At 54.2% G+C, this 22,842-nt stretch carries 18 protein-coding genes; 6 read left to right on the forward strand and 12 right to left on the reverse strand.

Going from position 1 to position 22,842, the window contains the following annotated elements:
• Positions 1 to 551 precede the first annotated feature (551 nt).
• From BM022_RS08485 to BM022_RS08495, 3 genes are all read right to left on the reverse strand, one after another.
• Entirely contained in the window at positions 552 to 1,289 is a 738-nt protein-coding gene (locus tag BM022_RS08485) for a hypothetical protein (protein WP_091138493.1), read from the reverse strand.
• Positions 1,289 to 2,140, reverse strand: a complete 852-nt coding sequence (locus tag BM022_RS08490; RefSeq protein ID WP_218146861.1) for a DUF2092 domain-containing protein — start codon at positions 2,138 to 2,140, stop codon at positions 1,289 to 1,291. The genes BM022_RS08485 and BM022_RS08490 overlap by 1 nt, the downstream gene beginning before the upstream one ends.
• Positions 2,141 to 2,848: 708 nt before the next feature.
• Entirely contained in the window at positions 2,849 to 3,421 is a 573-nt protein-coding gene (locus tag BM022_RS08495; protein WP_091138495.1) for an NADPH-dependent FMN reductase, read from the reverse strand.
• Positions 3,422 to 4,897: 1,476 nt separating this feature from the next.
• Here BM022_RS08495 and BM022_RS08505 point away from each other — a divergent pair.
• Positions 4,898 to 5,593, forward strand: coding sequence for a Bax inhibitor-1/YccA family protein (locus BM022_RS08505; protein WP_091138499.1), 696 nt, complete (start codon positions 4,898 to 4,900; stop codon positions 5,591 to 5,593).
• A gap of 80 nt (positions 5,594 to 5,673) precedes the next feature.
• Here BM022_RS08505 and rlmD read toward each other — a convergent pair whose 3' ends face one another.
• The 7 genes from rlmD to BM022_RS08540 all read right to left on the reverse strand — a co-directional run bounded on the left by rlmD (position 5,674) and on the right by BM022_RS08540 (position 12,095).
• Positions 5,674 to 6,987 (reverse strand): 23S rRNA (uracil(1939)-C(5))-methyltransferase RlmD, encoded by a 1,314-nt coding sequence (rlmD, locus tag BM022_RS08510; RefSeq protein WP_091138500.1) that lies wholly within the window; start codon positions 6,985 to 6,987, stop codon positions 5,674 to 5,676.
• 55 nt (positions 6,988 to 7,042) lie between these two features.
• Positions 7,043 to 7,816 (reverse strand): 3'-5' exonuclease, encoded by a 774-nt coding sequence (locus tag BM022_RS08515; protein ID WP_091138502.1) that lies wholly within the window; start codon positions 7,814 to 7,816, stop codon positions 7,043 to 7,045.
• Between the two features lie 80 nt (positions 7,817 to 7,896).
• Entirely contained in the window at positions 7,897 to 8,325 is a 429-nt protein-coding gene (locus BM022_RS08520) for a YdbL family probable chaperone protein (protein WP_091138650.1), read from the reverse strand.
• An 11-nt stretch (positions 8,326 to 8,336) separates the two neighbouring features.
• A complete protein-coding gene (locus tag BM022_RS08525; RefSeq protein ID WP_091138503.1) occupies positions 8,337 to 8,615 on the reverse strand; it encodes a hypothetical protein in 279 nt (92 codons plus the stop codon).
• Positions 8,616 to 8,622: 7 nt separating this feature from the next.
• Entirely contained in the window at positions 8,623 to 10,677 is a 2,055-nt protein-coding gene (locus BM022_RS08530; RefSeq protein WP_091138505.1) for a translocation/assembly module TamB domain-containing protein, read from the reverse strand.
• Between the two features lie 92 nt (positions 10,678 to 10,769).
• On the reverse strand, positions 10,770 to 11,657 hold the full coding sequence (cysM, locus tag BM022_RS08535; RefSeq protein WP_091138506.1) for a cysteine synthase CysM: 888 nt from the start codon (positions 11,655 to 11,657) through the stop codon (positions 10,770 to 10,772).
• Positions 11,658 to 11,801: 144 nt separating this feature from the next.
• Complete coding sequence (locus BM022_RS08540) at positions 11,802 to 12,095, reverse strand: ComEA family DNA-binding protein (RefSeq protein WP_091138508.1); 294 nt, start codon at positions 12,093 to 12,095, stop codon at positions 11,802 to 11,804.
• A gap of 457 nt (positions 12,096 to 12,552) precedes the next feature.
• Between BM022_RS08540 and BM022_RS08545 the strand changes: the two genes are divergently transcribed.
• Both BM022_RS08545 and BM022_RS08550 read left to right on the forward strand, forming a co-directional pair.
• Entirely contained in the window at positions 12,553 to 13,770 is a 1,218-nt protein-coding gene (locus tag BM022_RS08545; RefSeq protein WP_177191664.1) for a dsDNA nuclease domain-containing protein, read from the forward strand.
• Positions 13,767 to 15,545, forward strand: coding sequence for a hypothetical protein (locus BM022_RS08550; protein ID WP_091138511.1), 1,779 nt, complete (start codon positions 13,767 to 13,769; stop codon positions 15,543 to 15,545). The genes BM022_RS08545 and BM022_RS08550 overlap by 4 nt, the downstream gene beginning before the upstream one ends.
• 277 nt (positions 15,546 to 15,822) lie before the next feature.
• Here BM022_RS08550 and ssb read toward each other — a convergent pair whose 3' ends face one another.
• Positions 15,823 to 16,281 carry a single-stranded DNA-binding protein gene (gene ssb / locus BM022_RS08555; protein ID WP_091138513.1) on the reverse strand — a complete coding sequence of 153 codons (459 nt, stop codon included), beginning with the start codon at positions 16,279 to 16,281 and terminating at the stop codon, positions 15,823 to 15,825.
• The gene (locus BM022_RS08560) at positions 16,281 to 17,666 is read right to left on the reverse strand and encodes an MFS transporter (RefSeq protein ID WP_091138519.1); all 1,386 of its coding nucleotides are present in this window, start codon (positions 17,664 to 17,666) and stop codon (positions 16,281 to 16,283) included. Before BM022_RS08560 ends, ssb begins: the two co-directional genes overlap by 1 nt.
• Positions 17,667 to 17,853: 187 nt before the next feature.
• Between BM022_RS08560 and uvrA the strand changes: the two genes are divergently transcribed.
• The 3 genes from uvrA to phoB all read left to right on the forward strand — a co-directional run bounded on the left by uvrA (position 17,854) and on the right by phoB (position 22,840).
• Positions 17,854 to 20,685: an excinuclease ABC subunit UvrA gene (gene uvrA / locus BM022_RS08565; protein ID WP_091138520.1), complete on the forward strand. Its 2,832-nt coding sequence runs from the start codon at positions 17,854 to 17,856 to the stop codon at positions 20,683 to 20,685.
• Between the two features lie 26 nt (positions 20,686 to 20,711).
• Positions 20,712 to 22,013: a glycerate kinase type-2 family protein gene (locus BM022_RS08570; RefSeq protein WP_091138521.1), complete on the forward strand. Its 1,302-nt coding sequence runs from the start codon at positions 20,712 to 20,714 to the stop codon at positions 22,011 to 22,013.
• 140 nt (positions 22,014 to 22,153) lie between these two features.
• Positions 22,154 to 22,840, forward strand: coding sequence for a phosphate regulon transcriptional regulator PhoB (gene phoB, locus BM022_RS08575; RefSeq protein ID WP_091138522.1), 687 nt, complete (start codon positions 22,154 to 22,156; stop codon positions 22,838 to 22,840).
• The last annotated feature ends 2 nt before the right edge of the window (positions 22,841 to 22,842 follow it).

Here is a 22,842-nt window from a genome sequence, read left to right on the forward strand (position 1 = left end):
CTACGCTCAATCCCTGGTCTTTCACCATGCGCACCACTTCCAATTTGAAGCCGGCGTCAAACTCCCTCCGTGCTCTGCGTGCAACCATCATAAACTCCTCCATAAGTGAATAATCCACTTATCAAGGTGTCCGTGCAAATTGAACCACTACATAGAGCCTCTTTTTCAATATAGACAGTTTCAAGAAGACTGCTGTCGGATTCATCTGTCGCTAAATTGTACAGGCCGGCTCTAAGATCCTTTGAAAGGAGTCGTTCTACAAGCGGATGGCTCCGGCATCGTTCGCGTCGCCATTTCTCAAACTCTTAAGAGCTTTGCCCTTGGCGATGCCTTCAACGTCTAGGATGTGAACGTTATACGCCTTGCCTTTGTCGCGACGCTGTTGGGCGTGAACGGCAGTGAGCTCAAGCAACCGCTTGCCATCGAGCTACTGGCCCTGCTCGAGAGGCTGGAACAGTTGTTACCTATTTTCATAAGTGATACCGGTCCCGTTTCCCCTACTCCGAGGCGGGCCATCAGCTCCTCGTCGATTTTTTTGGCGACCCCAATGTTCAGTGTCCGGGAGGCGGTGGAACCGGCATATATACTGGGCCGCTACTAGCGTAACCTTCAGTGTACCAAGTCTTGCCACAGTTGTAGTAGGGCACACCGCTGACCTCGATTGGGGCGACGTCGCACGGAGGGGGGACATATGCCGGAGTGGGCGCGGGCGCAGGCTCATTGGTGACGTAGGTTGTGGATGGGTAGTAGGTTGTGGATGGGTAGGTTGGCGTAGTCGCGGCGACCATCGTACCGCCCACAATTGCGCCTCCTACGAATGCCGCGCCGTTATCCCAATCATCGTCATCATGGTAGTGCTCATGCATATCTGAAGCTGCGGCCTGCCGATCGCTCTGAGCTGCCTGGGCTGCGGCCTGCCGGTCAGCTTGGTTTTGGCTGGCGGTAGCTTGACGCTGACTCTGGTTCTGACTCACGCTCTCCTGCCGCTGCGCCTGCCTAGCCGCAGCCTCCTCTCCGCGCTGTCCGGCGCTGCGCTCTCCGCCGCTGGGCTGTGCGGCGCTGCGCTGTCCGCCCGCGCGCTGTCCGCCGCCCGAGGAAAACCCACCCGCCGATGCGGGCCCGACATTGGAGAAACCGCCACCGCCGTGGCCGCCGCCGCCGCGACCGCCGCCACCCCCTCCGCCGCGACCGCCGCCTCTCGCATCCGCATCATCGATCTGGCCCACGGTGAATACTGCTGCACACACCGCTGCGGCAGCGACGAAACTCCATGATGTAGTCTTTTTCATCACTTGGCTCCTTTACCCGGTGATGTCTTGCGCGGCGCGGGCGACGTACTTGGAAGTTGCGCCGCAAAGGCAATTTTTCGCAGGCCGTCAACCTGCAGCAAAAAAGTGGAATCGTTGATCGCCGGTGCCATATCCCAGTCGGAGAAGTGCGCCCAGAACTGGGGCTGGCCCGCGGCCTTCTTGTAAGTAATCACCACGCGCTGCGGCAACGGCTTGTCGCCATCGGCCACCCAGACCTGGAAGTCGACCGTGTCGGAACGCGCGGCAAGGTGGTGGCACGGGACACCGTCGATGCTCGTCTTCTCGACGTAATCCACCGAACGTACCTGGTCTTCGAACTCTGCGGGCAGTCGGCTTACCAGCATCCGCGCGAGCGGAAAACGAATACCGAGATCCCTTACAAAATGTACGACCGTATCGTCCACGCCGCCAGGCTGCGGCGCCGTTGCATAGACGTTGCGGGTGGCATCGACCAAGACGATTTCCTTGCCGTTGAAGACGACCTGCGTCTTTGTGCCGTCGCTGCGTTCGCCTTCAGCGCGCAATTGGTCGGGTCGGCTCAGAATAACTTTGCGCTTGTCGCCAAACTCAATCTTCTGACCGGATTTCTGTACAACGTCGTATCCGTCGCGAATGTTGACGCTGAAGCTCTGCGCTCCTCCAAGGAACTGGGCCATGCGCATTAGAATGGCACGGGACTGGGTTTGCAATTCCGTAACCTGCGGGGCTGCCAGTGCCTTCTTTGCCGGGTCTACCGGTTGTGCATATGCTTGGCCAGTGACCGCCAGAACAAGTGCCGATACGCTCACCGCGCTGGCTGTGACGCGCCACACCTCAAGACCTGCTTTCATGAATTACCTCCGTTTTCCTGATGTGCTGCAACACGATGTCCGTGGTCTCCATTTGGCCATAGTTCACCGCACTTCCGCCCGGCCATGGCGGCCGCACTGCGATTCGATCCTGCCGGAGAGCCATCGTGGTTCTCCAGCATATTGTTCGTCGAGCAGTCTGTTTTACTCGCGATAAGCGAATACGGGGGCGGCGGCGGTCACGCTGACTGATGTCGTCGGGCCAGTGACGCTGGCGCCATCTTTGGGAGACCGGCTGGCGTCTCGGTGGAAGGCGCGGGTGAAGGCACTGGTGCTGGTAGGCGAGCATCAGGCCAGTTTGGCGTCGCCGAGACCCCTATTGCCCTTGCGCAGTTGTGGGGCCATCTCGAATCGAAATTCACTGAGCAGATCGCTATAGGTAAACGACACCCACCTATGATTTATAGGTTAGGCAGAAAACAAGTTCAAGTGAATATTATTAAATATTAGTAGAATCTTTTATATGCAATCGGAATGCTGCTCATGCGTTATTTATTTGACGGGCGGACGATTGGGATGGATGTCGAGCGCCCACCTTGGCCGATTGCGGCGTGAGAACGTCCGCAAGGCCTTCCACCGATTTCATCGGAACAGCCTCGACCAATTTATTCCATGTTTGGCAGTGGGCACTGCCCCTGCCATTTCAATGGCTGGCCGCCGCATTCAAAGCAGAAATAGGTGGATTTGGATTTAGCCATCCTCCCCCACTTTACTGGCCTTTATGAAATCGGCGAAGCCATTGATAAATTGCTGGAGCTGCGAACGCAGATGCTGATCGACTATCTCTCCCTTCTCATCGAATATATTATTTGCCCGGGACACCATCATTCGCGCGCCAAACCAGGGGCGAGTGCCCAACGTGCGTAAAACAGGCAGCCAGGCATTTTGTGAAAGGATTGTCCCGAAACCGCCGGGCGAAGCGCCCATCACCGCAACCGGTCGGCCACCGAAAACCCGGGCAATGTCACTAGGTGGCCTTGAGAGCCAGTCAATACCATTTTTGAATACGCCTGGGATAGAATTGTTGTACTCAGGGGTAACCAGCAATAATCCGTGGGCATCTGCTATGCGGTCTTTCAATGCCGTCACCACCGGGGGAACGCCGTCAGCGGCTTCGAGGTCCCCGTCATATAGCGGAATGCCTTTGAGCGTTTCGACCTCCAGCACCGTACCCGCCGGCACAAGCTGAGTATTCGCGCGTAACAGCGCAGTATGGAATGAGCCGCTACGGAGGCTACCCGAAATCCCGATGATTCTTGTCATAATACCTCCCATTTCTCTCAGATTCTTTGCTGTATCGGATTAAGATCACCGCCTCCTTCGCAGCCTCTACATCAATGGAAGGGGGAAACGGCCGGACAACGCTGGAACACCGACCTAAGGTAATGGGGGGACGCAAATCCCGTTCTCGTTGGGCTTTTTATTTTTTATCTCTACTCTTCTCCCATTCCAACGCACTCTTTCTTTGCCGAAGATCGGTTCTCTGGCGGCCAAATTTTACCCCGATTAAACCCCCCACCACGAAAGCTAACGCCGCCATTAGCAACCATTCCATAGTTCCTCCAGGGCTGTTGAGTTTTGATCATGGTCGTTGCAAATATCGAATTGCAATCTTTAAATATTTCAAACTGAACCACTATACCAGCATCTCAGAAACCGGGGCTGCAGAAAGAATCGGGTTACTCAAGGTCAGTATTGCTACCGACAAGACAGACAAAACTCTTGTTTAATATCCATTTGTCGCTGTCCCTCTATTTAGCGAACATTGAACATGAGGCACCATGTCCGCTCCATTTGGTCGCTACTCTTAATCGCTACTTTTGGTCGCTACTTTTGGTCGCTACTTTTGGTCGCTACTTTTGGTCGCTACTTCAAATTTCTTCAAATCATCACAGATGAGTGCGGAATCGCACAGAACGGACTATTACTCGATGAGATTATTGCTCCTCATACAAGCGGTATTTCTTTAATGAGTGGCGAAAGGACGGAAAGTGAGCAAAGCGAATTTGTTAGATATGTTCGGATTAAGCGGTGACCCGGCGACCGATGATGAATTAGGTGCGTTGCTTTTTAGTTTGGAGTCGGAGACTCCAAACTTATCCGATAAGGACTCGATAGCAGCCATGTTCCCTTCGATGGCGTGCTTGTATTTTGACATCTAGGCAGTAAACAAAAAACCACCTTGGCGTCCATAGCAGAAGGAGTTCGTTTTTCGTTATGTCCTTTAGCAAATAGCCCTCATCTGGGATTAACACCGAAATCAATCTTAAATTTAATAATACTAAGATCGTGCCTACCTCCATCTATTGCTACCACTGCCATAAGCCTCATCCTCGGGAAGAAATGCGACTGTTCGTGACAAGAAATGGTAAACGATGGCGATGCGCGCTCAGCATCAAGGGAGCGCTAGCGGACAAGGAAACTCGCGACGCCTTCGGGCGTCAAGCATCAGCGACAAATAAGGCTGAAGCTCAGGCGAGAATAAGAATGGCGGCAAAGACTGAACAGTAACGTCCCGGCGGGCGGAATTCGATGATGACGGAATCTGCTCGCACCCAATAATCGAGAATTTCCTGCCTCCTGGTAGAACGCTCGACCCTAACCATCGCCATTACGCCGATCGCCCCTCTGGCATTGATTTTTCTACGAAGATCCCTACAGCCATATTGACATTGCAACTTTTTCCAAACATGAGTAGTCTTATGCAGTGTATAGTTGTTCGTCAACCTGGGAGACATCATGCAACCTGAACTTCGTTATTCTAGCCCGACTGCGCAAACCGGACTGGCGGTAGCCCGCAACAAGGTCTTGCGCAACACCTACATGATGCTTGGCTTGACCATGATTCCGACGGTTATCGGTGCCATGATCGGGATGAGCACCAATTTTGCATTCCTGGCACAAGCGCCAATCATGGGGCCGCTGGTAATGTTCGCCGTCATGATGGGTCTCTTATTTGGCGTAAGCGCGACCCGCAACAGCGTGATGGGAATCGTATTGCTGTTTGCATTTACTTTCGTTGCCGGATGGTGGCTGGGTCCGATACTACAATACGCGCTTCACTTCAAGAACGGCGGCCAAGTCATCGCGACCGCTGCTGCTGGAACCGGCGCGATATTTTTCACTTTGGCAGGAATCGCAACCGTGACGAAGAAGGATTTCGGCTTCATGGGAAATTTCCTGTTCGTGGGACTGATACTGCTAATCATCGCTTCTCTTGCCAATCTGTTCTTCGCCGTGCCAGCTGCCTCGCTCGCCATCTCGGCAGTGGCGGTGCTGCTGTTCTCCGGTTTCATCTTGTTTGATGTAAGCCGCATCGTAAATGGTGGCGAAACGAATTACGTGATGGCGACGATGGGTCTTTATCTCAGCATCTATAACCTCTTCACCAGCCTTCTGCACCTGTTGCTGGCTTTCTCTGGAGAGAAAGACTGACGTAGCAGTAGCAGGTTTTCAGCGTAAAAAAGGGGCAGCTGTTTACAGCTGCCCCTTTTTATTTCTGCCGCACTTCTCCTTCAATCGTTCGCTCTCTCAAACAGCGCTATCGACTCCACATGCGTAGTATGGGGAAACATGTTTACCACGCCTGCCGCTCTCAATGAATAGCCGTTACGATGTACCAGCACAGCGGCGTCGCGAGCCAGCGTAGCCGGGTTGCAGGAAACATAGACAATCCGTCGGGGCAAGGTTTTTGCCTTGCCCAAGGAAGTTGCCACAGCGATTGCACCTTCACGTGGCGGATCGATCAGCATTTTGTCGAAGTGACCCTGCTCTTGCAACCACGCCTCATCTACTTCGAACAGGTTGGTCTCGGTAAACTGTGTACGGCTTGCCAGCCGGTTGCGGTCCGCGTTTTCCTCTGCCCGACGAACCAAGGCTGCGCTTCCCTCGTACCCCACTACATGGGCGCCACAGCGGGCAATGGGCAAAGTGAAATTGCCCAGTCCGCAAAATAGATCGGCTATGCGTTCTCCCGGCCGGGGATCAAGGAGATTCAGAGCGCGCCGCACCAGCACCCTGTTCATGGAGGGGTTCACCTGCGTGAATTCGGTCGGATGAAACGGCATGAGGATATCGAATTCCGGGAGGGTGTAATTCAATTCGGGGGCATCCTGCGGGTAGAACCGATAAGCCGTTTTCGGCCCGCCGGGTTGCAGGAAGAACTGAATGCGATGCTGATCGGCAAAAACCTTGAGCATAGCCTCGTCTTGCGTATTGAGTGGTTCCAGGATGCGCAAAACCAGCACGTCCACATCCTCGCCAAGCGATACCTCGATCTGGGGCAATCGCTGCCGGATGGACAGCGCGTCGATCAATTTTCGCAGTGGCATGACAAGCGCGGACATTCGCGCAGGCATTATTTCGCACGTTTGCATGTCAGCGATAAAACTGCTGCGCTTTTCATGAAAGCCCACCAGCACTGCATCCTTTTTCGCGACATACCGCACTGACAAGCGAGCGCGGTATCGATAGCCCCACGCCGCACCATATATAGCAGGCAATATCAGTTCGGGCTCAACCTTGCCGATATGCTTGAGATTATCTTCCAAGACACGCTGCTTCGCCGCGACCTGGGCGCGAGCGTCCAGGTGCTGCATGCTGCACCCCCCGCACGTCCCAAAATACTCGCATCGCGGAACTACGCGGCCGAAAGCCGGCTTGAGTATCTGGGCAACCTGTGCCAGCTCAAAGTTCTGTTTCTTTCGGTAAGGGCTATAGGTAACCAATTCGCCCGGCAAGGCGCCTTCGATGAAGATGGCTTTGCCGTCCACGTGGGCAACGCCACGGCCTTCCTGATCAAGGGATTCAATGATAACGGGAGCAATCATTCTTATGCCGGAGACATTAACCGGCCCGTCGCAAAGTGCGAGGAAACGAAGAAATCTACGCCCAGTGGGCTGTAAACTCCTGCCAGTGAAGTTCGGAGGACTTGCTCAAGGTGAGGCGCACCAGTTCACACTCACGCTGATACTGTTCATTGTCCAAAATGCCGCGCATGAGCTGAAAACGCAGGAACACGAGGTAGGTATTGACCACATCGGTTTCGCAATAGTTGCGTATTGCAACGATCTCGCCTGCCTGGAAGGCACCCCAGACCTGAGAACCATCCATGCCCAGTTTGCCCGGATAGCCCATCAGCTTCGCCAGGTCGTCCAGCGGGGCATTGGCTCGAGGCTGATACAGCGCGAGGATATCCATCAGATCGAGATGCCGCGTATGGTAGCGGCTAAGGTAATTGTTCCATTTGAAATCGCGGTCATCCTCACCCATATCCCAGTAGCGACGCGCCACAATGCCGTGAACGAGGCTGCGATAATGCAGGACCGGCAAATCAAAGCCGCCGCCATTCCACGAGACCAGTTGGGGACTGTATTTCTCTATCCCTTCAAAAAACCGCCGGATAAGTTCCGCTTCGGAATCGGCGGCACTACCGAGAGACCAGACACGAAAATCTTCCTTGTCACGCAACGCGCACGAAATTGCGACAACTTTCTGCAGATGCAGTTGGAGAAAATCACTGCCTATCGCTTGGCGTCGGGACTGAAACGCCATTTCAGCGATATCAGCCGCTGCTAGCTCAGGGCTGAGATTGTGAATTTTGCGCAATCCCTCGGTATCAGGAACAGCCTCGATATCAAAAACCAGTACAGGTGCCACGGTCGAGAGATTTAGCCTTTAGCTTTGTTTGAGAAGGAGCTTTGTTTGAGAAGGAGCTTTGTTTGAGAAGGATAAAAGCCCTATTTTCTTACCCAGGAGCCGCTGGCACTCTGGTACCACCACCCCGGCCGGGCCAATTCTATCCAACGCTGGGCAAAGGTCGAACGTATGTCCGCCTCCCACTCAGGATGACCATTGGCTCGCGCAATTTCGCGGTAAAGGGCATTCCTGTCCTGATTTTCGGCTGCAATCAGTGCATTGACGGACTGCCGCGCGGACAGTGGCAGCTCGTTAGCATCCCGCATCGCGATCAGCCCGTCGCGCGTTAGGCCTACCGCACCCCTGGCATAGTAGGTATTAAGCTGGTTGTGCCGCTGCTGCATGCGCTGCTCGAGACTAATAATCGCCGGGGTATCGATTTCGATATTGGCTTGCGTATGACCTGCAAGCGGCATCAATGCTAAAAGCATTAACAGGATATAACGGGAGAGCGCTAGCGGGTTAACCATGGTGTCCACATCTACTGTTGAGGTTGCGTTGATTGTTGCGGCGGTGCCACAGGTTGGGTCGTGGGTTCAGGTGTCGCAGGTCGATCGGAACCCTGCCCTTCTTGCGCTCCCGGTTTTCCTTGCGTCCCCTGTCCTTCTTCTCCCGGTTTTTTTAACTGCCACACTTCTTCGATAATCTTGTCCGCCGCTTCCTCGGCTGCAGCCGCAGGAAAATAAATATTGATGGTGACGCATCCCGGCAGAGCTATCCCCGTCAATGCGCACAAGCCCGCGCCCAAAAGTTTTTTCATGTTCTCTTTAATGAAAGACGGGTTTAATCTCTCTCGCTTGCGTTATCCGCTGCAAACGGCTCACCAGCTCATCCCAATCCACGTTGCGATTATAGCCGATCACTGTGATCGCCGGGATTCCACCGCCTTTAACGATAAGATAGCCATGCGGAAGCGATTCAGACTCTATCCCGCCCATGCGGCAGATGCCATTGCGCAGTGAACAGCTCCAGCCGATCTCCAGATAGCCAAACTGTTCGAAAAAATGCAGGAAGCTGCGCTGAATTGCGGCAGCCGCTCCAGAACCTCCAAGGGACGAAATATTCTGGACTGCGGCCTGGCTGATACGTCGCGGATAATCTCCCTCGCTGCTCCTGAGACTGGCATCGAACTTGACCGGCTTCCAGTCAAAAAGCTCAAGACCCTTTACGCTCGCATCAATGCGTCCTTGCATGCTGCCGAACGAAAACGTGCCGGTAAGCTGGTTGAGATCCAGATTGCGCATATCCAGGTCCGCCATAAGAGAAGGCGCAGCGCCGAGCGGATCAAGCACTTTGAGATTGTCCAGTTTCACCGTGCCGTCGAATACCCGGAAAAGCAGAGCGCCATCAACCTCAATGGTTGAACCGTTGTAACTCACCCCTGGTATCTCACCCGACAACGTGCCCTGCATCGACTGCGTGCCCAAGGCTTCAGTCAGTTTTTGCATCGATATTGGCGAAAGCGCGCCGTTGAATTGCCATTGCCAACCCTTGAGCCCCCCTTGCACTTGCGGTGACGCATTGAAATCTTCCAGCGTAAGCTTCCCGTCGAGTACCGGCACTACCATTCGTGCAATGCTGAAATTCGGTCCGTCAATTTGCAGCGGAACATGAACCTCGCCAATTGGCAGCTTTCCGAACTGGCCGCTCCGGACACTGATGCTCGCCTGCGTCAACCCCTGAACCTGCCATGGAATGTGGGCGTTAATGCCGCGAAATGCAAAGCTGCCGCGCCCATCGTCGAGAGCGGCCTCGTGCAGATGCAGATTAATCGACTGATGGGCGCCGTTACGAAATCGCCATTGGATTCCGGCACGTCCTTCGGCCGCAAGCTCCGCAAAAGGTGTGTTCACCAGAAAAGGTTTCAGCACTTGGCTGAATACACCCGCCAGTTCAAGGTTATCTCCGCTCAAGTCGACGTCATGCAGAGCAGCTGTCGATCGGTCTATCGCCCCTGCGAAATCCATCTCACCGATATCCTTTAGGGAAAGTTTTCCCTTGTTCACGCGTATGAGGTTGTCGTCCAGATCACCCTCTGTACTAAAACGATAGCCCTCGCCGACAACGTAGAGCGGCTGCCAGAAGACTTCGCCCCGCAGCCAGTTTGCGTCGGCCTGCCACTCCCACCGCCTATCCTTTCGTCTACCCACCTGCATCGCGTTCGCATTAACCTCGATGCCGATATTCTCGCCCGCGTGCAACCCGCTTGCATCGCTGAATGCCAATTCATTCACCACCACATTCGCCGTAATTTCCGCCATGCCATCCGCAGTGCCGCTCAGCTTGAACTTGCCATTGACTTTACCTCTGGTAGAAGATGGGACAGCCTCGCCCCCTTTAGTCGGCAGAAGCCCCTCGAGGTGCCCTAGCTGACCTTCCGCGACCGTCAACTGGCCCTCCCAACCCGCACCCCCCCAGCGCGCTGATAGTCTCCAGCCTGCGCTTGCCTCATTGGGGGTAGGTTTAATCTGTGCGTCCAGTGTTTTGTCGGTAGCAGAAAATTTGAACGCTACGGGTAGCGGTGTTGAGGCGGATACCGTCAGCGTGCCCCCCTCACACTGGACCACACCTCCCGCAACCTGAAAATCGCCGCAGGAAAATCGCAGATTGCGCCAGCTTGTTCCCTGTACCACGATTTCTCCCAACTTGATCTCCAGCACGGAGGCGCGTGGCCCGGTCAGGCTGACGTGTATGTCTTTCGAATTTAAAGCCGGACTCCCAATACTCTGGAAATCATCGATGGAAAGCGTAATGCGGGGTTCCGCGTACGCGGAAGAGATCGCGATGAAGAATGAGGGCAATATTTTGACGAGCTTTCTCATTACGACCAGTCAACCCCTTGCGCCGCCAGCACGCCAGCACGCCAGCACCCGGGGGCTACAAAACAACGCGAGGAATTAAACGAGGCTCATCACTAAGCCGGGAAAACACCGGTGGAAAGATAACGATCGCCTCGGTCGCATACGATCGACACAATGGTAGCGTTTTCTGTCGCGGCGGATATTTTGAGCGCAGCGGCGAGCGCGCCTCCGGACGAAATACCGGCGAAAATCCCCTCCTCGCGCGCCAATTGCCGGGTCGTTTCCTCCGCCTCGGTCTGGGACACGAGCATGATCTGGTCCACACGCCGGGCATCGTAGATTTTCGGTAAATAAGCTTCCGGCCATTTGCGGATTCCCGGTATTTGCGCGCCCTCTTCCGGTTGGACCCCAATGATCCTGATTCCGGGATTCCTCTCCTTGAAATACCTGGAGCAACCCATGATGGTGCCGGTGGTGCCCATGCTGCTAACCAGATGAGTAATCTTGCCCCCGGTGTCGCGCCAGATCTCGGGAGCCGTGCCCTCGTAATGCGCGCGCGGGTTATCCGGGCTGGCGAACTGATCCAGTATGATTCCGCGGCCCTCGTCGCACATGCGCTCGGCCACATCCCGTGCTTCCTCCATACCCCCTTCCTTCGACGTAAGGACGATCTCCGCACCATAAGCTTTCATGGACTGGCGCCGCTCTATGCTGAGATGCTCCGGCATCACCAGCAGCATGCGATAACCCATCATTGCCGCTGCCATCGCCAGGGCAATGCCGGTATTGCCGCTGGTCGCCTCTATCAACGCATCGCCGGGCTTGATCTCCCCTCGTTCCTGCGCGCGCGTAAGCATGGACAGTGCCGGACGATCTTTCACTGAACCGGCAGGGTTATTACCCTCGAGCTTGACGAGAACAACATTGCCGGTGTTCCCGGGGAGGCGCTTGAGTTTCACCAGCGGCGTGGTGCCGACGAAGTTTTCCAGGGTCTTGTACATGAATAGAAATTTGAGAAAGACGATGCCCGATTATGGCATACGCCCAGCAAAAAGCAGAGTCGAAGACGGGGGGTGGGACTCATCGCCGGACGGGCGAAGGGCAAAGGCGTGCTTGCTTACCTTCCGCCATCCAGCCGATCATTTTTACTTTGCGGAAGCTTTGGCTTCCTTCTTGACCGCAGAGGTCGTCCCGACCGTGACATCCTTGCGTAACCGCTTCATGGTCACGGGACCGATGCCGCTCACATTCTGCAAATCATCTATCGATTTGAAAGAACCATTCTTCTTGCGGTGATCGACAATCGCCTTGGCTTTGGCAGGCCCGATTCCCTGCAGCGTTTCCAGTTCCGCTTGGGTAGCAGTATTGATGTTGACTCCCGCGAATGCTGTGCCCATGAGTGCGAATAGCGTGACGATAATCAGAAACAGTTTTTTCATGGACTTTTCCTCTCATTATTCCTAGGCGGATGGTTACTGGAAGGGTTGGAAGAATTTCTGATGGAACAAGCGTATCTTCTTAAAAGCCAGAACTTCGCAGCACCGCCTTCAAACAGTAAGGGAGCGGGCAGCTGGCGCGTCATCGTGAGGCACTTATTTTTTTTTGAGACCTGTCTGATTAGATTACGACCGGCCGGAACGAAAACTAATAGGGTTGCCTCTGATCGTTATGAATTTTTCTCCATATTTATTTGTGTTCCTTCTACATGAAGTCGGACTTGAACTCATGCATTGAGTTCACCCCCAGCTTGCGCTAGCCTTGTCAGCGATTATGAATAATTTGATTGTCTGCAAGGTAAAATGCATCCTTTGCAAGAGTGAAGTTCTGTTTGGTATGGCTCTTGACCGGAATTAAATAAGTCCCGGCGGGAGCCCATCGAATGACATGGTCCCCAATATGACTCGGCCTTTCAAAAATAAGAAGAAACAGGAACAAACGCTTTCCCCAAATAGCAGTAACGACCTACTGTCGCTACTTACAGATAAGCCTACCGATGAGAAGGCTGGAGTCAACGCCACCCTTGGATTCTCCTATCAACATTGGTGGGCTACTCTCAAGGCCACGGAGCTTTATGCACAAGGAAACGATTTCGCCATCGGCATGGAGATTAAGGAAGATGTCGCGGTCCTTGACTCGCCGACGGTGCCAACTACTGTTCAGTTTTATCAGGTAAAGAAACACGAACGAGAGGGGGTCTGGAGTTGGTCAAATCTATTGAGGTCCACCTCGAAAACAGGCACCTGTGAACTCTCCCCGCTTGCGAAGCTTTATTCACGCCGGCACACGTTCAAGTCCCACCCCACCAAGTTGTGCTTCATCTCCAACCTCGCTTTTAAGGTGCCGCTTGAGGAAGGGACAAGCCTTCAACATTCAGACGGGTGCGGACTACACGAGTTTATAGCTAGCAAGTCTGAGGAGGTTAAACAGAAGTTAGCCTCGCAACTTGGAATTTCCTCTGATAAGGTCGACCTGACCGATTTCACGCTTGAGCGGACAAACCTCCCCCTGGGCGAGCAAGATACATTCATTACTGGCAAACTCAGTACCCTAAGCGATACAGGGAAACTTCCTTTCGAAATATCTCGACCTCATATATCGGCACGCATGCTCGCGGCAGAGTTCCAGCAGAAAGGGACAAATACGGACTACGCGAACACGTTCCACAAGCTTCGGGCTCGATGTCTGTCTCGTGATGAGATTACGCAAGTGTTGCAAAGTATTGAGTCAGCCGGTCCCCCCGTTCAAGTAGCCTTGGAGGAAGCACTTACGCGCCTTGACCACGAGCAGTATCACTATGGGAAGCGCGATCAAATTCGACGAGAAAAAATCGCGTTGTGCGCCCACCTTTCCGACCGGACCAACATACAAGTTGCGCGGTTATATCGCTTGTTCGTTTATACGCGAAACAAGGTCCAAACCGAGTTGGAAGAAATTGCAAAGCTTGGAGAAATAATGGAGTATCTTGTCGCGGAAGCAACGGAAGAACAGCCCCTCGAAGTGGCGGGACTTCCAAAAGGATATCTTAATGGTCTCGCTCTTTTGGTGATTAAGAATGCAATCAATGTCCACCTATTCTCTTCTGCGGCTCATCCGAAACCTGAGGAACAAGAATGACGCAGCAAGTCACTTTCAAGAGGCTTTGGCTCGTATCCGAGAGAGACGGAGCGGCGAGAAAAATTTTTCTAGACAGTCAGAAAATTCTGTTGCTGGGAACGAACGGGACGGGGAAATCCCGGGTCAGTAAGAATATATTTTGGGCTCTAGGGTGTGAGCCTCCGAAAAGGAACGCCGGCGCATGGGACCCGGATGCAATAGCGGCGCTCGAGTTTTCCTTAGGTCAGCGTACTCTTGTGGCAATTCGAGCGGGACGAGCACAAGGTTTGTTTGATTCCGAGGGAAGAATGCTCTTTGGTTCTTCCAATCATGCCGCATGGTCAAACTTTGCGAGCCAGCTTTTTGGATATCGACTAAAACTCCAGCGGCCAAGCGGGACAGCTTACCACTTGGCAGGCCTAGATTATCTAACCGTTCCCTTCTACATTGACCAAGATGGGAGTTGGGGAGCATCCTGGGCCACATTTACCAACTTGGGTCAGTTTTCGAGCTGGAAGAACCCTGTGTTCGCATCTTTTACTGGCCAGCGTCCGAATGCTTATCTTGAGGCAAAGCAGCGCCGTAATGAGGCGATTGGACGCCTTACTACATCTAAGAAAGAATTAGACGCTCAGCGAAAGGCATTTCGCCGTGTGAGAGAAACGCTGCCAAAAAATCTCCCCTCACTTGATCTGACAACATTTCGAGCTGAACTAGTAAAACTGGCATCCAGTGCAAAAAGAGTTCAACAGCAACAGGTCAGGGTTAGAGCCGCACTTCTCGCGTTGGTAAACGGACGCCAGCAGGTTCAGGCTGAGCTGAAGTTAGCTGTGGGTTCGCACCAAGAATTAGAAAAAGACTTAACTTACCTGTCCAATATTCCCGACAGTACGGACATTGAGTGTCCAACTTGTGGAACCTTTCATCGAACCTCATTCCATGCGCGACTTGCATTAATCACTGATGCGGATTCAATGGCAGCCCTTGTAGCAGAGTTGAATAAGCAACTAGATGGCGCACGCAAGCGCGAAGTAGAAATTCGGCAGGAGCTCAGAGAAATAGAAAAGGAGGTTCTAAACTTTGAAAAGCTGTCTCAGGAAAAAAAGGCACGATTGAAGCTGGATGAGGTTCTCGCTTCCCATAGCAAGCGAACGTTGGACCGGGCGTTTCGTGAGGTTTCTCAAACACTCACTCATAAGGTCGATGAACTCCAAGAGGAGGTCGAGGAACTGAACGAAATTGTGAAAACATTTGAAGATAAAACGAGGCTGAAAGAAGTGTCTTACTATTACGCCGCCAAGCTTCGACACCTGTCTGAAGCATTAAAAATTCCAGAAGATGAGAGAGTGGACGAAACTAAGCTAGGTTCACGGCCCGCGTCCGGAGGAAGTTCGGGGCCGCGCGCGACGCTAGCTGTTCACCTGGCGTTGCTCGCAACCAACGTCCAATACGGCGACTCGGTACGTTTGCCTTTCGTAGTCGATACACCGCAGCAGTCCGGACAAGATGAAAATAACCTAAGGCGAATGATTGATGTTATGCAACAGCACGCGAGCGAGAATCATCAACTTCTGCTCGCCATTGAGCGCCTGCCTGCGCAAACGGATATATCAAGTTTTCACGTTATCCCTTTTCCAAAGGGTGAACGGCTACTTCGGAAAACTGAATTCGGCGATGCGGTTGGTGCTCTTCGGGATATGTTACGGATTCTCAAAGCAAAGGTATTGGAAGTCGACTCCGAAGCGCAAACGACAGAGAGTCCAAGCGCTGAGACTGATTCCAGTAGAGAACACTAATCCAAGCACTCTTGCTTGCGAGAACGATACGAGACGAATACAGCGCGTGTTAGGCCGAACAGAAGATGTTCAAAATAGAGCAGCATCACGAAATTGACGACCTAGCGGCCGGAATTCGCCCTCGGACACGTTCACAGGACGTGCCGATCCGCCTCTTTTACTTTTAAAAAAAAGTCGTCGCTTCCCAAAATATCGCATACGCTCAAAAAGTTGAAATACGAAAAAGGTCTGCAATCTCTCGATTACGGCGGATGTTTACGAATTAACGAAAGCGCCATTAAAACGGAATATCGTCATCCATATCATCGAAGCCGGTACCGCTCCGCGCCGGCGCCTTGTTACCTGACGGGCTGGGGGCATAACTACTCTCTTCCCTCTCTCCGCCTTCGTAGCTGCCGCTGCCGGGTTTGCTGCCGAGCATTTTCATGTCGCTGGCAATGACGTCCGTGGTGTAGCGTTCGACACCTGCCTTGTCAGTCCATTTGCGTGTTTCCAGCCGTCCTTCGACATAGACGGGACGACCCTTCTTGAGGTATTCGCCTGCGATTTCCGCCAGCTTGCGGTAAAAGGTAACCCGGTGCCACTCGGTTTTTTCCTGCTTTTCGCCGTTTTTATCCTTCCAGGTTTCAGTTGTCGCCAGGGTGATATTGGTCACGGCGTCTCCATTCGGCATATAGCGCGTCTCGGGATCTTTGCCGAGATTTCCGATGAGGATGACCTTGTTAACTGATGCCATTATGCTTTTCCCCCTAATAGTTGTACAACACCTTGTTCGTCGAAGCCTCTCATATCCACTTTAAGGTAAGCCACGCCTTCGCTTGCAAGCACGAGCGCCTCGTGTACGCCCGGTAACGCGGCCAATTGACGCGACAAGCCGCTCGCTTCGCCTGTATCCATTTCCTGCACGTGGTACATGCGGGTGCGCACCGCGGCGGGCGCCTTCATGGTGGCCGCAAACATCAGCCATAACGCAAGAAGACTGCCGCAGAATGCAAATAAAGCGGAACTGCCGAAATGCTGATACAGGTAGCCCCCCACCGTGGCACCGATGAAAGTTCCCAGAAATTGCACGCTGCTATAGACGCCGATAGCAGTGCCTTTCGCTCCGACCGGCGCGATCTTTGAAATGAGCGAAGGCAAAGTCGCCTCCAGCAGGTTGAAGGCAGCGAAGAACACCAGCAGCGCTACTGCCGTGCCCCACAATGAATTGAATGCGTACGCCAGCAAAACCTGACTTACCAGCAGCAGGGCCACAGAAATGACGAATACCTGTTTGAGCTTGGCCTTCTTCTCGCCATAAATGATTGCCGGGATAATCATTGCCATGGAGAGGACCAATACCGGGAAATAGACTTGCCAGTGAGAGTCCGCCGCAAGTCCTGCATTGCGCAGCGACAGTGGCACGACCAGCCAGAGCGCCATCAATACTGCATGCAGCGCGAAAACGCCGAAATCCAGGCGCAGCAACTCGGGATCATGCAATACATTATTGAAGCGGCCGGGAACTGCCTCAGTATCGGAATGGAAGCGGCTGACGACCGGATCGGGAACGATTCTGGAAACCACCACCATGGCCAGCAGGGCAAGCACGCCGGTCATGACAAAAATTCCCGGCACCCCAATCAACCGGTTTAACGCCGGTGCAATAATCAGTGACAACGCGAAGGTGACGCCAATGGTCATGCCTATGGCAGCCATCGCCTTCGTGCGATGCTCTTCGCGGGTAAGATCGGCGGCCAGCGCCATCACTGCTGCGGAGATCGCGCCCGAGCCCTGTATGATGCGGCCGAAAATGACCCAGTAAATATCGGTGGCGCTAGCGGCAACAAAACTACCAATGGCGAACAGGATCAAGCCGACGTAAATAACGGGCTTGCGGCCGAAGCGGTCGGATAACCAGCCAAACGGAACCTGCAGTATTGCCTGGGTCAGCCCGTATGCCCCCAGCGCGATGCCAATCAACGCATAGTTGTCCCCGCCGGGCAGGTGTTCGGCATAGAACGCAAACACGGGCAGGATGATGAACATGCCCAACATTCGCAACCCGTAGATACTGGCCAGACCGGCGGTGGCGCGCAACTCTATCGGCGACAATTTCTCGGGAGGTAATGAGGAGGACATGAATCAGATTGGGAAAACGCGGAAACTTGCGTATATTAACAGGTTTGCCCCGTACTCAGGTAGGACACCACGTAGTACTTCATAGCCCGGCCCCGGTAAGGAGGATGTATAAAAAATCGCCGGGGAACGCGGAAAATGAGGACGGTGAGAGGGTCGAGAGCCATGGGGCGCCAAATGGAAGCGGTGAATGGAACTGATTAGAATTCGCGGTGCACGCACACACAATCTTAAAAACATCAATCTCGATTTACCCCGAAATAAGCTGGTAGTAATCACGGGCTTGTCGGGATCAGGCAAATCCTCGCTCGCATTCGATACGCTTTATGCCGAAGGCCAGCGGCGCTACGTGGAATCGCTCTCGGCTTATGCCCGGCAATTCCTGCAACTGATGGAAAAGCCCGATGTTGATCTGATCGAGGGGCTATCCCCCGCCATTGCAATCGAGCAAAAAGCCACTTCGCATAATCCGCGCTCGACCGTCGGCACGGTCACCGAAATACACGATTACATGCGTTTGCTGTTTGCGCGTGTGGGAGATCCCCAATGCCCTGACCACGGCATCACGCTTACAGCACAAAGCGTATCGCAAATGGTCGATCACGTCCTGCAGCTGCCACCGGATACCCGGCTGATGATACTCGCGCCGCTCGTGGTGGGCCGCAAAGGCGAGCAGATGGATTTAATTGATGAACTGCGGGCACAGGGATTCGTGCGTCTAAGAATAGACGGTGAAGTGCATGACATCGATTCGTTGCCGAAACTGCAAAAAAACAAAAAACACACAGTGGAAGTAGTGGTAGACCGCCTCAAAATCTCGCCGGAGTCAAAGCAGCGGCTGGCGGAATCATTTGAAACCGCGCTGCGCCATGCCGATGGCCGTGCGTTGGCGGTTGAAATGGATTCGGGCCAGGAGCACCTTTTTTCGGCCAAGTTTAGTTGCCCCGTATGCAGCTATTCGCTACCTGAACTTGAGCCGCGGCTGTTCTCGTTCAACAACCCGATGGGCGCTTGCCCCAAGTGTGACGGGCTCGGGAAGATTACCTTTTTCGACCCGAAGCGGATCGTCGCCTTCCCGCATCTATCGTTGGCTTCCGGCGCGATCAAGGGCTGGGACCGGCGCAACCAGTTTTATTTCCAGCTACTTGCAAGCCTTGCCAGCCACTACGATTTTGACCTGGAAATTCCCTTTGAACAGCTTCCCGCGAATACCCAGGATATCATCCTCAACGGGTCTGGCAGGGAAAAAATCTCATTCGCATACTTGAATGAAAGTGGGGCACGCACTCATCGCAAGCATACGTTCGAGGGCATCATTCCCAATCTCGAGCGCCGGTATAAGGAAACCGATTCGGTCGCAGTACGCGAAGAATTGGCTAAATACCTCAATTCACAAATCTGCCCCGAATGCTCAGGTACCCGGCTCCGTCGGGAAGCGCGCCACGTGCGGGTAGGTGGACAAGCCATTTATGAGATTAATGCATTGCCTCTGAAAGAAGCAAAAACCTTTTTCGACGAGGTAACCTTGACCGGCCATAAACACGCCATCGCCGAAAAAATCATCAAGGAGATTTGCAGCCGTATCTTGTTCCTCAACAATGTCGGGCTGGATTACCTTTCGCTGGATCGCTCCGCTGACACGCTCTCCGGTGGAGAGTCCCAGCGTATCCGGCTTGCCAGCCAGATTGGATCAGGTCTGACCGGGGTGATGTACGTGCTGGATGAGCCGTCCATTGGACTTCACCAACGGGATAACGGCCGCTTGCTGCAAACGCTAAAGAACCTTCGCGATCTGGGAAATAGCGTCATTGTGGTGGAACATGACCAGGACGCTATCCTGACCGCCGATCATGTGGTGGATATGGGACCGGGGGCAGGCGAGCATGGCGGATCTGTTATTGCGGAGGGAACACCGCAGGCAATTCAAAAGAATGGTGGCTCCCTGACCGGAAAGTATCTTTCAGGCGAGCTGGCCATTGCTGTGCCCCAAGTCCGCACACAGCCAAATAGCGATCGATGGCTTAAAATCGAAGGCGCTTCCGGCAATAATCTGAAGAACGTCAACCTCGACCTCCCCGTAGGCCTGTTCGTGTGCGTCACAGGCGTGTCCGGTTCGGGGAAATCCACCCTCATCAATGAAACGCTCTACCTGGCTACTGCACGCCATCTCTACGGTAGCGCCGCCGAGCCGGCGCCATACCACAACCTGGATGGATTGGCCTTTTTCGACAAGGTCATCAACATGGACCAGAGCCCTATCGGCCGCACGCCGCGTTCGAATCCGGCCACTTATACCGGCTTATTCACACCGATCCGCGAGTTGTTTTCAGGCGTGCCCCAGGCACGCGAGCGCGGCTACGGACCGGGCCGGTTTTCCTTCAACGTCAAGGGCGGACGCTGCGAGGCTTGTCAAGGAGACGGGGTAATCAAGGTCGAAATGCATTTTCTTCCGGATATCTACGTGTCATGCGATGTTTGCCATGGCAAGCGCTATAACCGTGAAACCCTGGAGATCCAGTACAAGGGGAAAAACATCAACGAAATTCTCCAGATGACGGTGGAGCAGGCGCATGAATTTTTCAGCGCTGTACCGGTGGTTGCGCGCAAACTCCAGACGCTGCTGGATGTAGGCCTGGGCTATATCACGCTCGGCCAATCCGCCACTACGCTCTCGGGCGGCGAAGCCCAACGGGTAAAGCTGTCCCTGGAACTATCGAAACGTGATACCGGACGCACGCTCTATATTCTGGATGAGCCCACTACTGGCCTTCATTTTCAGGATATTGATCTGTTACTGAAAGTGCTGCACCGGTTGCGCGACCACGGAAATACGGTAGTCGTGATCGAACATAACCTGGATGTGATCAAAACCGCTGACTGGATCATCGACCTTGGTCCGGAAGGTGGCGAAGGCGGCGGCGAAATTATTGCCCAGGGCACGCCAGAGGAAATAGCGGCCAACGAGAAGAGTTTCACCGGTCATTATCTGCGGGCTACGCTTGATTTCCAGCGAGAACTGTAACCGCTGCGGCGAGAAGTATCCGGAATATGACCCAGTATGACCCCCGCAAGCTTCTCCTCCACAGCTTCGAGGCTGCGGTCGCCGCAGCCGATCCGCTCCGGATCGTTCCCCCTCACTTGTCCAGCGTTCTGCCCAGGCCGGCAACCGGCCGCACGCTGGTAGTAGGCGCCGGTAAGGCGGCTGCGGCCATGGCCCTGGCGGTGGAGCGCCACTGGCCTGCGACGGTGGCGCTGGACGGGCTCGTCCTTACACGTTATGGCCATGGTCTGCCCGTTGAACGCATCAAGGTCATCGAAGCCGGTCATCCATTGCCCGATAAGCACGGCGAACAAGGCGCTCGGGCCATTCTGGCGGAAGTAAAAAAACTTGAGGCGGACGATCTGCTCCTATGTCTGCTCAGCGGCGGCGGCTCAAGCCTGCTGTCGTTGCCAGTGGAAGGCGTAACGTTGAACGACCTTAGCCGCATTACGGCTGCATTGCTCCGCTGCGGCGCGCCGATCCAGGAAATAAATGCCGTGCGCAAACATCTCTCCGCCATCCAGGGCGGCCGGCTTGCAGCAGCCTGCCGCGCACCTGTTCTGGCGCTGGTCATCTCCGATGTCACCGGGGATGACCCTACCGATATCGCCTCCGGCCCATGCGCGCCTGATCCCACAACGTATTCTGATGCGATCGCAATTATCGGGCGCTACGATATTGACGCACCCGCAGCCGTAATGACGACACTGCGGGCAGGGGCGAGAGGAGAACGAGACGAAACCCTCAAACCAGGCAATAAGCTTCTAAAGCACGTCGAAAACCGCGTGATCGCGACTGCGTACGATGCGCTGCAAGCGGCGGCGGAGTATCTGCGCACCGCAGGAATTAACCCTGTCATCCTGAGTGACTCCATCACTGGGGAGGCGCGCGAGGTCGCAAAAGTTTTCGCAGCGTTGGTGAAACAGATCCGCCAGTACCAGCATCCCTGGAAAACACCGGTCGCGCTGATCTCGGGCGGCGAAACAACGGTTACAATCCATGAATCAAGCCGCGGCGGACGAGGTGGGCGCAACACGGAATTTTTGCTGGCGCTGGCCATAGAACTGGCGGGGAAGGCTAATATCCATGCCCTCGCCTGCGATACAGATGGCATTGACGGGACTGAAAACAACGCCGGGGCAATTATCGCGCCGCATTCTTTGCAACGCGCAAGCCAACAAGACCTCAACCCGGCAGCGCTGCTCGCCATTCATGACGCCTATGTTTTCTTCCAGCAACTCGACGATCTGATCGTTACCGGCCCCACCCGCACCAATGTCAATGACTACCGAGTGATACTGGTTTTGTAGAAACCAGGGTTGGAAAAACTGGTCATGCGCCGAATATGCCGTCCATGTCACAAAACGGCAATATGGTTTAAATATCATGACAATATACGAAAAGTTACGCATAATCGAAAAAATTCTTACTGAAGGCAAGGATTGATCTGATGGCAGCAAGAATATTGGTTGTGGAAGATGAACCAGCAATACAGGAATTGATTGCATACAGCATGCGGCAGGCGGGACATGCTGTTTCTTCGGCAAGAAGTGCGGAAGAGGCGATGGACATCATCAATGACGCCCTGCCCGATCTGCTGCTCCTTGACTGGATGCTGCCGGGAATGAGCGGGGTGGATTTCGCCCGCATGCTCCGGCGCGCATCTCGTACCAAAACCATCCCCATCATCATGCTTACGGCCCGCGCCGAAGAAAGCGACAAAGTCGCGGGCCTGGAGATTGGGGCTGACGACTACCTCACCAAGCCCTTCTCTCCGCGCGAATTGCTCGCCCGGATTAAAGCGGTGCTCCGGCGGCGTTCGCCCGAAGCAGCAGACGATATCGTTGAGATTGGCGGACTACGCCTCGATTCGGCAAGCCATCGGGTGACCGCCAACGATAATGAAGTGACGCTTGGGCCTACTGAATTTCGGCTTCTGCATTTTCTGATGACTCACTCCGAAAGGGTGCACAGCCGGACGCAGCTGCTTGACCAGGTATGGGGAGATCACGTATTCGTCGAAGACCGAACGGTGGATGTGCACATTCGCCGGCTGCGCAAGGCGCTGGAGGCGGTCAGCAAAGATGGATTGGTGCAAACCGTCAGAGGTTCCGGCTATCGTATGTCGGCAGGATAGCC

The organism is Nitrosospira sp. Nsp14 (assembly GCF_900113575.1).
Classification (GTDB): Bacteria; Pseudomonadota; Gammaproteobacteria; order Burkholderiales; family Nitrosomonadaceae; genus Nitrosospira.